8 protein-coding genes are annotated in these 13,320 nt (G+C 67.4%); 6 read left to right on the top strand and 2 right to left on the bottom strand.

From position 1 onward, the window contains the following. Positions 1–69: 69 nt before the first annotated feature. The 3 genes from G6N26_RS01225 (at position 70) to G6N26_RS01215 (ending at position 5,035) form a co-directional block, all read left to right on the top strand. A complete protein-coding gene (locus G6N26_RS01225; RefSeq protein ID WP_067168691.1) occupies positions 70–558 on the top strand; it encodes a MarR family winged helix-turn-helix transcriptional regulator in 489 nt (162 codons plus the stop codon). 114 nt (positions 559–672) lie between these two features. Further along, on the top strand, positions 673–3,033 hold the full coding sequence (locus tag G6N26_RS01220) for an ATP-binding cassette domain-containing protein (protein WP_163648697.1): 2,361 nt from the start codon (positions 673–675) through the stop codon (positions 3,031–3,033). 49 nt (positions 3,034–3,082) lie between these two features. Then, positions 3,083–5,035 carry an acyl-CoA dehydrogenase family protein gene (locus G6N26_RS01215; protein WP_067170233.1) on the top strand — a complete coding sequence of 651 codons (1,953 nt, stop codon included), beginning with the start codon at positions 3,083–3,085 and terminating at the stop codon, positions 5,033–5,035. Here G6N26_RS01215 and G6N26_RS01210 read toward each other — a convergent pair. Both G6N26_RS01210 and G6N26_RS01205 read right to left on the bottom strand, forming a co-directional pair. Next, positions 5,025–6,443, bottom strand: coding sequence for an MFS transporter (locus G6N26_RS01210; RefSeq protein WP_067170236.1), 1,419 nt, complete (start codon positions 6,441–6,443; stop codon positions 5,025–5,027). The genes G6N26_RS01215 and G6N26_RS01210 overlap by 11 nt on opposite strands. 329 nt (positions 6,444–6,772) lie before the next feature. Next, complete coding sequence (locus G6N26_RS01205; RefSeq protein ID WP_067170239.1) at positions 6,773–7,240, bottom strand: LppP/LprE family lipoprotein; 468 nt, start codon at positions 7,238–7,240, stop codon at positions 6,773–6,775. A gap of 330 nt (positions 7,241–7,570) precedes the next feature. Here G6N26_RS01205 and G6N26_RS01200 point away from each other — a divergent pair, with 330 nt between their 5' ends. The 3 genes from G6N26_RS01200 to stf0 all read left to right on the top strand — a co-directional run bounded on the left by G6N26_RS01200 (position 7,571) and on the right by stf0 (position 13,187). Beyond that, positions 7,571–11,815 carry a bifunctional nitrate reductase/sulfite reductase flavoprotein subunit alpha gene (locus tag G6N26_RS01200; protein ID WP_083020523.1) on the top strand — a complete coding sequence of 1,415 codons (4,245 nt, stop codon included), beginning with the start codon at positions 7,571–7,573 and terminating at the stop codon, positions 11,813–11,815. A 150-nt stretch (positions 11,816–11,965) separates the two neighbouring features. Beyond that, positions 11,966–12,220: a hypothetical protein gene (locus tag G6N26_RS26010; protein WP_372509318.1), complete on the top strand. Its 255-nt coding sequence runs from the start codon at positions 11,966–11,968 to the stop codon at positions 12,218–12,220. Between the two features lie 163 nt (positions 12,221–12,383). Further along, positions 12,384–13,187, top strand: a complete 804-nt coding sequence (stf0, locus tag G6N26_RS01190) for a trehalose 2-sulfotransferase (RefSeq protein ID WP_067170246.1) — start codon at positions 12,384–12,386, stop codon at positions 13,185–13,187. The last annotated feature ends 133 nt before the right edge of the window (positions 13,188–13,320 follow it).

The following is a 13,320-nucleotide window of genomic DNA, read 5'->3' as shown; positions in this document are numbered from 1 at the left end:
AGAAGGGTTTTCGCGCGGCACGCGTCGGCGTTCGGGCCTCGCTTAGCAAAGCTATGCAACCATGGATACATGGACAACGTCGTCGACACCGCAAAGCTCGAGGGAGCGCAGGGACTGGGGGCCGATCTGCTCGCCGTGGTCGCGCGGCTCAACCGCCTGGCCACCCAGCGCATCCAGATGCCGCTGCCGGCGGCGCAGGCACGGCTGCTGGCCACCATCGAAGTTCACGGCGAAGCCCGCATCGGTGACCTCGCCGCCGTCGATCACTGTTCGCAACCGACGATGACCACGCAGGTGCGCCGCCTCGAGGAAGCGGGGCTGGTGACCCGCACGGTCGACCCGGGAGACGCGCGCGCCGTCCGGATCCGAATCACGGCCGCCGGCAGGCGCACGCTCAACGCGGTGCGGGCCGACCGTGCCAACGCGATCGAACCCCAGTTGGCGCTGCTCGACGCGGGTGACCGTCAGGTGTTGATGCAAGCGGTCGACGTGTTGCGCCGACTGCTCGACGATGCCTCCCTGGCCACGTCGCTCGCGGGGCGCCGTAACCCCCTGTGAACGTCGCGATCACTGGTGAGCGGACCGCGAGCGCGGTAGACACGTAACCGAACGGGCGACCGGCGCCTGACGGCGAGACCACATCGAGCTGACCGGTGACGAAAGGTGGCGGTGATGCCGACCGAGGCTTCGGCCGTTCCGGCCGCCCCACTGACCGTGTGGGCCGGACCCAGCAGGTATGTCTTCACCCCGGGCCGTGACGTGCTGGTCGGCTACGGCCCGGGCTGCGACATCCCGCTGGAGCGCCTCGGGAGCCCCGCGCCGCCGCCACCCGCGCCCCACCCGGATGTGGTGCTGCGGTTCACCGGAGCCCTGTGGGTGGCCATCGATCTGAGCCACCGCGGCGTCTTCGTCGACGGATTCCGCGTGCCGACGGTCGAGATCCGCGACGGCCTGGCGATCACCATCGGCGATCCCCAGCACGGTCCGCGCCTGGTTTTCCAGCTCGCCCCCACCGCCGCGCCGCCGGGGCACCCGCCGCCGGGCGGCCCCGACCCGCGAATCCCCACCCAGAGCGCCACCCAGCGCATGCCCGTGGTGGCGCCCCCACCGAGACCACCGGGACCACCGCCCCCGCCGGGACCACCGCCCCCGCCATCGCCGCCCCCGGGTGCGGCGCCCCCACCCATTCCGCCGCCGGTCGCCCCGATACACCCGCCCGTCGCAGCGACCGAGCCACCAAACGGCCCGGGCCTGATCGAGCGGATGATCACCTCGAAGCTGCGCGCCCAGCGCCCCGCCGCGCGCACCGACGAGACCAACTCCACGTTCCGCCTGCCGCTGCGCACGGCGGCGCGCACCACCGGGGTGACGGCCTACCGGCTGGGCCTCGCCGTCGACGGGCAGCAGATCCTGTCGGACATCTCGTTCACGGCGCGTCCCGGCACCATGACCGCCGTCATCGGACCGTCCGCCGCGCGCAATTCCGCGCTGCTGGCCGTATTTGCCGGCGCCCGGACACCGAGCTCCGGGCGCACCACCGTCGACGGACACGACGTGCACGCCGAACCACAAGCGATGCGCAGCCGGATCGGGGTCGTCGCGCGTGACGACCAGCTGCACCGGCAGCTCACCGTCGAACAGGCCGTGCGGTACGCCGCCGAACTGCGGCTGCCGCCGGAGGCCACGCCCGAGCAGCGCGAGCGGATCGTCGACCAAGTGCTCGACGAGCTCGACCTGACCCCGCACCGCGCCACCCGGATCCGCAAGCTCGCACCCGAGCTGCGCCGGTGCGTCGCCTTGGCGATCGAACTGATCACCCGGCCGAGCCTGCTCGTGGTCGACGAGCCCACCGCCGGGCTGGATCCGGCGCAGCAACGCCACGTCATGGCGGTCCTGCGCCGCCAGGCCAATATCGGCTGCGTCGTCGTGGCCGCGATCTCGGCGCGCGCGTCGCTCACCGACGTCAACACGTGCGACCAGGTGCTGGTGCTCACCGGGACCGGCAAGGCCGCCTACCTCGGCTCACCCCAGCAGGCCGAATCCACTTTGGGGACCGCCGACTGGTCGCAGGTCCTCGCCCGGGTGAGCGCCGATCCCGACGGAACCCACCGCGCCTTCCGCGGCCGGCCCCAACCGTTGACCGCCCCGCCCGAGGTCGCGGCGCCGTGGGCGCCACCGGCCGGGCTGCCCCGGCACCGCCAGATCCGGGTGCTGGCCCGACGCGAGGTCCGGCTGCTCCTGGCCCATCGCCTCTACTTCGCGTTCCTGGCGATCCTGCCGTTCGCGCTGGCAGGGCTGACGCTGCTAATACCGGGCGACACGGGCCTGGCGCGGCCGGAGCCCGGCAGCGCCAACGGGCACGAAGCCATCGAGATCCTCGCCGCCCTCAACATCGGCGCGGTGATCCTGGGCACGGCCCTGACCATCCGCGCCCTGGTGCTCGAGCACGGCATCTTCCGCCGCGAACAGCAGGTGGGACTGTCCGCGCCGGCCTACCTGACCGCCAAGCTCACGGTGTACGGGCTGGCCGCGGCCCTATGGACGGCCGTCATGTTCGCGATCGTCGTCGCCGTCAAAGGCGGACCGGCGGGCGGCGCCGTGTTGCTGCACAACGCCACGATCGAGCTCTACGTCACCGCGGCGGCCACCGCGATCGTGTCCGCGGTGATCGGCCTCACCCTCTCGGCGCTGGGCACGGCCCTCCGGGAAGTCCTGCCGCTGGTGGTCCCGGTGATTCTGGCATCCGCGCTCTTCAACGGGAGCCTGGTGCAGCTGGTCAACCTGTGGGGGTTGCAGCAGATCAGCTGGTTCGTCCCGGCCCAGTGGGGTTTCGCGGCCTCGGCGTCCACGGTGAACCTGCGCAGGATCGACGACCTGGCCGTCAACGTCTTGACGTGGACCCACTACAGCGGGTGGTGGGTCTTCGACATGGTGATGCTCGGCCTGTTCGGTGCCGTCGCGGCCGGGTTCACGCTCTACCGGCTGCGCTCGCCGCTCCCCGGCGCGCAGAACCCTCCGGCCCGGACCACCTGAACCGTCGTTCTTGTTCCCCGCGGCCCGAGCCGCGCATTACTGTCGGCTTATGGCGCCAGAAAAGACAAGCACCGCAGAACATCTCCGCAACGCGCTGGACGGGCGGTGGCGTGATGTCAGAAACCGGATGCGGACGACGCTGACCGAGGACCTGTTCCGCCCGCACTACACCCCCAACACGGTGATCGCCCGCACCAAGGTGGCGGAGCAGATGAGGATCATGGCGGCGTTCGGCGCGGCCGCCGACAGCTTCCGCAAAGAACACGGCGGCACCGGCGACGTCGGCGCGGCGATCACGATGATCGAGATGCTGGCGATGTCGGACCTGTCGCTGATGGTGAAGGCCGGGGTGCAGTGGGGGCTGTTCGGCGGTGCCGTGGAGAACCTGGGCACGGAGCGCCACCACGAGACCTACGTGCCCAAGATCATCAGCCTGGAGTTGCGCGGCTGTTTCGCCATGACCGAGACCGGGCACGGCAGCGACGTGCAGTCGCTGGAGACCACCGCGACCTACGACGCCGACACGCAGGAGTTCGTCATCAACTCCCCCACCCCGTCGGCGCGCAAGGACTACATCGGGGGTGCGGCCGAAACCGCAACCATGGCGGCGGTTTTCGCGCAACTGATCACCACCGAGGACGGCAAGCCGGTCAATCACGGTGTGCACTGCGTGCTGGTCCCGATCCGCGACGAGGACGGCAACGACCTGCCCGGAATCACCACGTCGGATTGCGAATACAAGGGCGGGTTGCCCGGGGTGGACAACGGCCGCATCGTGTTCGACCATGTTCGCGTCCCGCGGGTCAACCTGCTGAACAAGTACGGTGACGTCGCCCCCGACGGCACCTACAGCTCGCCGATCGAGAACCCGAACCGCCGGTTCTTCACCATGCTGGGCACTTTGGTGCGCGGCCGGATCACCGTGGGCGGCAGCGCCGGCGCCGCCGGCCGGGTGGCGCTGGACATCGCGACCCGATATGCGTTGCAGCGCAGGCAATTCAACGCACCCGACGACAGCTCCGAGGTGTTGATCATGGACTACCTGGTGCACCAGCGGCGGCTGTTCCCGTTGATCGCGAAGTCCTACGCCCTGCAGTTCGCGCAGAACGAGCTGGTCAGCAAATGCCATGACGTGCAAAGCGCCGACGCACCCGACGCCGACGAGCAGCGCGAGCTCGAAGCCCGTGCGGCCGGCCTGAAGGCCGCCAACACCTGGCATGCCAGCCGCGCGATCCAGGAGTCCCGCGAGGCGTGCGGCGGTGCGGGCTACATGGCCGAGAACAGGTTGATCGGACTGCGCGGCGACACCGACGTCTTCACCACGTTCGAGGGCGACAACCATGTGCTGACACAGCTGGTGGCCAAGGAGCTGCTGACGGCGTACGCCGACGACATCAAGAGCATGAGCCCGGTCGAATGGGTGCGCTTCGCCGCCAACACCGTCGGTGAACGCGTCATCAAACGCACTGCGGCAGAGACGATTATCCAGACGATCGTGGACACCCGCCAGGACAGCGAGGAAGAGGGCAGCCTGTTCAACCGCGGCACGCAGATCAAGATGTTCGAAGACCGCGAGGAATACCTGCTGGCGTCGGTGGCGCGCCGCCTGCAGGCGAAATCCAAAGAGATGTCCGAATTCGACGCGTTCAACTCGGTGCAGGACCACGTGCTACACGCGGCGAGCGCCCACATCGACCGAGTGGTACTCGAAGCGTTCGTCGCCGGGATCGACGCCTGCGAAGACGAGGAGGCCCGTGAACTGCTGGGGATCCTGTGCGACCTGTACGCGTTGTCGGTGATCGAGGACGACAAGGCGTGGTACATCGAGCACCGGTACCTGTCCACGGAGCGCGCCAAGGCCGTCACGCGGGGAATCAACGACCGCTGCCGGGCCCTGCGCCCGCATGCCGAGACGATCGTCGACGGTTTCGGGGTTCCCGAGCGGCTGCGTTACGCCGAGATGCTGCACCCGGAGAATCTGGCGGACGCCGTCACGAGCTGACGGGCAGCTCGGTGATCGCTTCCCGGTCCGGCTGCCCCGGCGGCTCGATTGCCCGTTGTGGCCGCACATATCTCGCCCACGTCAAGATCGCCGCAGCGACATACCAGATCATGAAGGCCCAAAATGCCGGCGTCCCGGTGCCGGTGCTGGCGTAGGACTGCCGCAGTGCCAGGGTGATTACCACGCCGCCCAGCGCACCGAACGAGCCGGCGAAACCGATCAACGCCGCCGATCTGGCGCGCTCCCAATGGCGACGATCGACGTCGGGGATGTTCAGTGCGCGGCTGCGTTCTGCGAAGACCGAGGGGATCAGCTTGAACACCGACCCTTTGCCGACACCGCAGAAGATGAACAGGGCGATGAATCCGGCGGTGTAGCCGATGGTGGTATAGACCGGCATCGAGCCCGCATGGCCACGGGTCAGGTCGTCGTGGGTGCTCACCGCGACGAGCGATCCCCCGGCGACGACCATGGCAACCAACATGGTGAGAGTGACGCGGCCGCCATCGAAACGGTCTCCCAACTTGCCGCCGACCACCCGGGCCACGGATCCGAGCAGCGGTCCGGTGAAGGCGATCTCCGCCGCGTGCAGCGCCGCTTGCGCATGGCTCTGCCCGCCCGCCATCAAGTTGTGCGCTATCACCTGACCGAAGGCAAACGCGAAGCCGATGAACGAGCCCGAGGCGCACATGTAGAGAAAAGAAATCGCCCACGTGTCGGGCACCGCAAGCACAGAGCGCACGTGGGCGACCTCGATGAAATGGTCCAGGTTATCCATGAACACGGCTGCGCCTACTCCAACGACAGCCAACAACACCAGGTAGACCGCGCAGACCCAGTACGGCGCGCGGTTGCCCGCCGCCGCCAGCACGAACAGCCCGACCGCCTGGATGCTCGCCGCGCCGAGATTGCCGATCCCGCCGGTGAGGCCCAGGGCGAAGCCCTTACGACGCTGGGGGAAGAAGGATTCGACGTGGGCCAGCGATGCGGCATAGTTTCCGCCGCCCAATCCCGTCAGCGCCGCGCACACCAAATACGGCCACAGAGGCAGACCGGGATGCGCCAACAAGACAATGGCGCCCGCGGTGGGGATCAGCAGCACCAGCGACGACAACACAGCCCAGTTGCGCCCGCCCAGCCTGGCCGTGGCCATGGCGTAGGGGATGCGCACCAGCGCGCCCACCAATGCGGCGATGGCGCCCACCAACAGCTTGTCGCCGGTGGAGAACCCGTAGACGGACTGCGGCATGAACAGCACCATCACCGACCACAGGTACCAGATGGAGAAGGCGACGTGCATGGTCGCGATGGACCAGATCAGATTGCGCCGGGCGATGATTTTGTTACCGGCTTCCCAGGCCACGTGGTCTTCGGGGTCCCAGTGCGGGATGCGTCGTGACCGCCCCATCAAACCTGCCTTTCCCACCGAGCCCCTGGTGCTGAATTATCCGATTGTCCCTGCGCCACGCCGTCAGCCGCTCTCACCGGCCGTGACCCGGACGTGCGGCCGAGATGTGCACCAGTCCCGGTCTCTCAGAATGACAGGGCTTTCCGAGTAAACATGCATCTTGCGGTAATAGTTTCCTAAATGAAAGCAACTTAGGCGGTCGGGCCGAAATCGCCCTTGCCGCCCGACGGGTTTGGATCCACCGTCACCCTTTACCGCGGGTGATGGGCTCGATGCGGCAATTGATTGAACAGCAACATCGTTGAGTTGGAAACCGTTGGCGCGGACCGTTATTGGTTCGGGATTTTGCCGTCGGTCTGCAGCTTGCCGTCCGGTCCGATCCGGAACTTCACCGTCCCGATCCCGCTGGGGCAGCACAGCTGATCATTTCCCTTTTGCCACCGGTACTGAACGGTCACGGTGTCATCCGAGGGCGGCAGCACGGTGATGTAGGGCTTTGCGTTCGGGCTGGCGGTCCCGAGCGGCCTGTTGTGGTCGAAGAAGAGCAGCTGCTGGGGCGTCGACTCGCTGGCGATCGTCGGGATGATCTGCACCCACGACAACCGGCAGTTGCGGGTGTGGCCGCGCCCGATCTCAACCCAGATGGTGCCGGGGATCGCGATGGGCACTGCGGTGATCGCCTGCCGCACGGTGTCGGCGGTCGGCCCGTCGGAGGCCTTGCAGGTGTCGGGTTTGGCCTGCGGCGGCGCCGCCGGCTTACCGCCGCAACCGCAGGCCAGCAAAACCAGCAGGATCACAAAGAGCCGAGGCACTCGGTGAGCTTAGCGAAGACTGTGAATGTTCCGTTGGTTTGGTCGGAAAGCCCGTTCTGAGCAGCGTCGTGCGGTGCGCACGACGTAACCTCGAGCCGAGCGGAAGGTCAATGGTGACCTGCTACGACGCGATCCCCCGCCGCGAATTCCTTCAGCGATTTCACACCGGCTTTTGGGCCGGTGAGAGGAAGAAGTAAACGGGGGGACATTTCGGGGAGCGATGGCGAAACATGCCTGCTCCACAATGAACTCACTCGATACGGAGCTAACTCCGTACGCACTCGACGGAGGGACGTCAGCGTGGCCAGGGAGTCCATGGCGGAGGACAACGCCGTGAACACCATGTGCGCGTATTGCGGCGTCGGTTGCGGAATGGTGTTGCAGATCACAACCGATCCGGAAACGGGCCGCGGTCACATCGCCAAGTCGGTTGGGAACAAGGAACATCCGGCCAACTTCGGCCGGCTGTGCACCAAGGGCGCCACGACCGCGGACATGCTCGGCGCGCCGGGTCGCATGGAGTCGGCGTACGCGCGCACCGGTCGCGGCGAACCGCTGGGGCCGATCGAAATGGATCAGGCGATCACCCAGTGCGCGAGTCGGTTACGGGCGATCATCGACGAACACGGCGCGGACGCGTTCGCGATGTACGTCTCCGGTCAGATGTCCATCGAGGCGCAGTACCTGGCGAACAAGCTGACCAAGGGCTTCATCGGCACCAACCAGATCGAGTCGAACTCGCGACTGTGCATGGCCAGCGCGGGTTCCGGCTACAAGCTCTCGCTGGGGGCCGACGGGCCGCCGGGTTCGTATCAGGACTTCGAACACGCCGACGTCTTTTTCGTGATCGGTGCCAACATGGCCGACTGCCACCCGATCCTGTTCCTGCGCATGATGGATCGCGTCAAGGCCGGCGCGAAACTGATCGTCGTTGACCCGCGCCGCACGGCGACCGCCGACAAGGCGGACCTTTTCCTGCAGATCGCCCCGGGCTCCGACCTCGCGCTGCTCAACGGCCTGCTGCACCTGATCGTCGAAAACGGCCACACGGACCCCGATTTCATCGCCGAGTTCACCGAGGGCTGGGAGGTGATGCCCAGCTTCCTGGAGCAGTACACCCCCGACAAGGTCGCCGCGATGACCGGCATCCCCGAGGACGGCATCCGCGCGGCGGCCCAGATGATCGGCGAGGCCGACAATTTCGTGAGCTGCTGGACGATGGGCCTCAACCAGAGCACCCACGGCACCTGGAACACCAATGCCATCTGCAACCTGCATCTGGCCACCGGGGCCATCTGCAAACCCGGCAGCGGACCCTTCTCCCTCACCGGGCAGCCCAACGCGATGGGTGGCCGCGAGATGGGTTACATGGGGCCGGGTTTGCCGGGGCAGCGGTCGGTGGTCTCGGACGATGACCGGGAGTACGTCGAAAACGTTTGGGGTATCCCCCGTGGAACGCTGGGCACCGAAGTCGGCGGTGGCACCATCGACATGTTCTCCCGGATGGCCGAGGGTCAGATCAAGGCTTGCTGGATCATCTGCACCAATCCCGTTGCCTCCGTGGCCAATCGAAAGACGGTACTGGCCGGCTTGGAGCGCGCCGAACTCGTGATGGCTCAAGACGCATTCCTCGAGACGGAGACCAACGAGTACGCCGACGTGTTGTTGCCGGCGGCACTGTGGGCGGAGTCCGAAGGGGTGATGGTCAACTCCGAGCGCAACATGACGCTGTTCCAGCCGGCGGTCCCCGCACCGGGTCACGCGATGCCGGACTGGCAAATCATCGCCCGGATCGCCTGTGAGATGGGCTTTTCGGAGGCGTTCAGTTACAGCTGCGCCGAAGAGGTCTTCGAGGAAATCAAGCAATTCACGAACCCCAAGACCGGCTACGACCTGCGCGGGATCAGCTACGAACGGCTGCGGCAGAGCCCGGTGCAGTGGCCATGCGCGCCGGACAGCGACGGCGACCGCAATCCGATCCGCTATCTGAACGACGGTGTCAGCCAAGCGCAGTTGGTCCGCGACGACGGCACCGTGCCGCAGCTGGCCTTTCCGACGGCGAACGGCCGTGCGGTGTTTTTCGCGCGCCCGCACCTGCTGCCCGAGGAGATGCCGGACGACGACTATCCCTTCCTGCTGAACACCGGGCGGTTGCCGCACCAGTGGCACACCATGACCAAGACCGGCAAGGTCGCCAAACTCAACAAGCTCAATTCCGGGCCGTTCGTCGAGATCCACCCCGGCGACGCCGCCCGCCTGCACATCGGCGACGACGACCCGATCGAAATCGCTTCTCGCCGTGGCCGTGCCGTGCTGCCCGCGGTCGTCAGCGACCGGGTGCGTCCCGGCAACTGCTTCGCGCCGTTCCACTGGAACGACGCCTTCGGCGAATACCTGTCGATCAACGCGGTCACCAACGACGCGGTCGACCCGATCTCGAACCAACCGGAATTCAAGGCGTGCGCGGTCACCTTGACGAAGGTCGCCGTCTCCCAACCCGATTCGGGCACCACGACAACGACGATCACCGACGCACCGGAATCCGAGGCCACGGAGGTACGAGAAATCAGCGTGTCTCAAGTCGACGCCCTCGGTGAATTGCTCGGTGTGACAACACTGCCCAAGCCGGAATTCAATGAGCTCGGCCGCGCCTACCTTGCCGGGATGCTGACCGGGCTCCGCTCGGACGCCGGCCGCCGCACCGCCGGGGTGCCCACCCTGCCGGCCAGCGCGCCGTTCGATTCCGGGACCCGGCTGTGGGTAGACGGGCTGCTGGCGGGATTGTTCTCGCGCATCGACGGCCCCCTGCCGGCGGCGCTGCCCACCGCACCCCCCTCGGCCCCGATGCCGGCCGTCGGGCAACCGCCCGTCGCGCCGGCCGATTCCGCACCCGCGCCCGAGCGGGCACCCGTCGTGGTGCTGTGGGCCTCGCAGACCGGGACCGCGGAGGAGCTCGCCGCCGAGATCGCCGCACGATTGGGCGACGCCAAACTGCCGGTCGCCCTGCACAGTATGGACGACTTCCCGGTGGCCGAGCTGGCCGCGACGCGGGAGCTGTTGCTCATCACCAGCACCACCGGTGACGGCGACGCCCCCGACAACGGTGCCGGCCTGTGGCGGGCGCTGACGTCAGAGACCGCGCCGCGATTCAGCGATACCCGCTACGCCGTGCTCGCGCTGGGTGACTCCAATTACGACGACTTCTGCGGCCATGGACGCAATCTCGACGCCCGACTCGCCGAACTGGGCGCGACCCGCATCACCGACCGGGTGGACTGCGAGCCCGACTACGACGACCCCGCGGCGAAGTGGCTGGGCGACATCATCGACGCCCTGACCCGCACGCCCACACCCGTCGGTGGCGACGGCGAAGCAGCCGAGCCGGCGGCCCGCGGCTCTGTGGTGGTGGCGCCGTCGCGCCCGAGTCCGCCCGCGGCAAGCACGTACAACAAAAAGCACCCGCTGATCACCGACATGGTCCGCAATACGATGCTGAGCCAGCCGACATCGGCAAAAGACGTGCGGCAGTTGGTGTTCAACCTGCCGGAAGAAACCGTGAGCTATGAGGCCGGTGACGCGCTCGGGGTGTGGCCGCGCAACAGCGACCAGCTGGTCGACGAATGGCTGGCCGTGACCGGGCTGGACGGCCAGACCCCGGTCGAGGTCGGCGAGCACGGGCTGATGTCGTTGCGCTCCGCGCTGACCGAGCGGATCGAGATCGCCCACATCAGCCGGGACCTGGTGAGGTTCGTGCAGGAGCGCACGGGCGATCCGAAACTCGCGGAGCTGCTGAAGCCGGAAAACAAACGCGCGCTGTCGGATTGGACGTGGGGCCGCCAATCCATCGACCTGCTGGCGCAGCTGCCGGTCATCGCGTCCGCCCACGAGTGGCTGCGGGTGCTCAAACGCCTTCAGCCGCGGCTGTACTCGATCTCGTCGAGCCCCAAAGCGTGCCCGGGCGAAGTGCACCTGACGGTTTCGCCGGTGCGTTACAACTTCCAGGGCGTCCCACGCCGCGGGGTGTGTTCGACCTACCTCGCCGACCGCTCCCCCGGCGATCGGGTCGCTGTCTATCTGCAGGCGTCCAGCAATTTCCGCCCGCCGAGCGACCCGGACACGCCGATGATCATGATCGGTCCGGGCACCGGCATCGCGCCCTTCCGCGGCTTTCTGCAGGAGCGGCGCGCGCTCGGCCACACCGGGCCCAACTGGCTGTTCTTCGGCGAGCAGCACGCCGCCACCGACTACTACTACCGCGACGAACTCGAGCAGATGCGTGACGACGGCTTCCTCACCGAGTTGGACCTCGCGTTTTCCCGGGACCAGCAGGACAAGGTCTACGTGCAGCACCTGATGCGCAGCCGCGGCGCGCAGCTGTGGAGCTGGTTGCAGGACGGCGCCCAGCTCTACGTCTGCGGCACCGCCGACCCCATGGCCAAGGACGTCGACCGCGCGCTGTGCGACGTCGCGGCCGAATTCGGCAACCTCGACCCGGACGCGGCACAGGCTTACGTCCAAGGACTGAGCGCCGACAAGCGTTATCACCGCGACGTCTACTAGCGCCGTCACGCCGCCGACGTCGAATTCGTAATACGGCGGAAACATCGCGCATCCGCCGATGAAACATCCGCGTCGCACGATGCACTCAAAAGGTCGTGCACCTGAAGGGGTCGCCGTATGACTCGGGAGTGTGATGGACCCGATCGGGTCATCGAGAACGGCTGCCGGCTGCAATGCCGCCTGCGGCACGTCGACGCGACGGAGGGGGCGGTCGACGAGCGGGTGGATTGGGCGGGGTTGCCCGTCAACCTGGACTTCGCGTTCTCGCGCGATCAACGCGACAAGGTCTATGCGCAGCACCTGAGGCGCAGGCGTGGCACCCAGTTCGGATTGTGGCGGCACGCTGCCTACGTGTGCGTGTGCGAGGTCGCGACCGACGGCGCGGAGACGCTGCAGACCACCTGAATGCGCCTGAGCCCCTTGAATATCCACGGCGGCCGTGGCCTTTCATGGGTGAAGCCGCATCGCGCCACGCGGGTAAACCCGGTTCAGCGCAAGATTTTCATTCGCGCCGACCCTAATCGTGCATGACAGACTGGGATTCGACGATTCTGGGTAGACTCTGCGGGTGACAAATAGCCCGTCGTCATACCTGGTATTGGCGTCACAGCGCAGCGGCAGCACCCTGCTGGTCGAATCGTTGCGCGCCACCGGCGTGGCGGGCGAACCGCAGGAGTTCTTCCAGTACTTGCCGGCCACCAGCCAGTCGCCGCAACCACGGGAGTGGTTCGCCGGCGTCGAGGACGAGTCGATCCTGAATCTGCTTGATCCGCTGGACGCCGGGACTCCCGACCTCGCGCCGCCCGAGATCTGGCGCGCGTACATCCGCACGGTCGGACGGACACCGAACGGGGTGTGGGGCGGCAAGCTGATGTGGAATCAGACACCGCTGCTGCTCAATCGCGCCAAGAACCTGCCCGACCGAAGCGGCGACGGCCTGCTGGCGGCCATCCGCGACGTGGTGGGCGAAGACCCCCTGCTGATTCACGTCTACCGGCCCGACGTGATTTCGCAGGCGGTGTCCTTCTGGCGCGCGGTGCAGACTCGCGTCTGGCGCGGCCGGCCCGACCCGGCCCGCGACGCGCGCGCCACCTACCACGCCGGGGCGATCGCACACGTCGTCACCATGCTGCGCGCCCAAGAAGAGGGCTGGCGAAACTGGTTCATCGAAGAAAACGTCAAACCGATGGAGATCCCATATCCGGTGTTGTGGCGCAACCTGACTCAGGTGGTCGGCTCCATCCTCGAGGCGTTGGGTCTCGACCCGGCGCTGGCCCCCCAGCCGGTGCTGGAGCGTCAAGCGGACCATCGCTCCGACGAGTGGGTGGACCGCTATCGCAGGGACGCCGAAAAGCACGGCCTGCCAACCTGATCAACGCCGAGTCGGCGACGTACGCACGTCTGACGCCGCTGGCAAACTTCTCGCCGGCCCAGCGGGCGGCTCCGGCCACGGCCTGGCCGGGATTAACCACGGGCTTCGCCGGGTTAACAGCTCGAATAAGGTA

The organism is Mycobacterium marseillense, from assembly GCF_010731675.1.
In the GTDB taxonomy this organism is placed as follows: Bacteria; Actinomycetota; Actinomycetes; order Mycobacteriales; family Mycobacteriaceae; genus Mycobacterium; species Mycobacterium marseillense.
The sequence above is the reverse complement of the archived record's forward strand: the minus strand, read 5'-3'. Positions and strand labels throughout refer to the sequence as shown.

What these genes read in the sequence shown, in the direction of transcription:
- G6N26_RS01225 (WP_067168691.1), top strand. Translation starts at nt 70, where the DNA reads ATGGACAACGTCGTCGACACCGCAAAGCTCGAGGGAGCGCAGGGACTG.
- G6N26_RS01220 (WP_163648697.1), top strand. Translation starts at nt 673, where the DNA reads ATGCCGACCGAGGCTTCGGCCGTTCCGGCCGCCCCACTGACCGTGTGG.
- G6N26_RS01215 (WP_067170233.1), top strand. Translation starts at nt 3,083, where the DNA reads ATGGCGCCAGAAAAGACAAGCACCGCAGAACATCTCCGCAACGCGCTG.
- G6N26_RS01210 (WP_067170236.1), bottom strand. Translation starts at nt 6,443, where the DNA reads ATGGGGCGGTCACGACGCATCCCGCACTGGGACCCCGAAGACCACGTG.
- G6N26_RS01200 (WP_083020523.1), top strand. Translation starts at nt 7,571, where the DNA reads ATGGCGGAGGACAACGCCGTGAACACCATGTGCGCGTATTGCGGCGTC.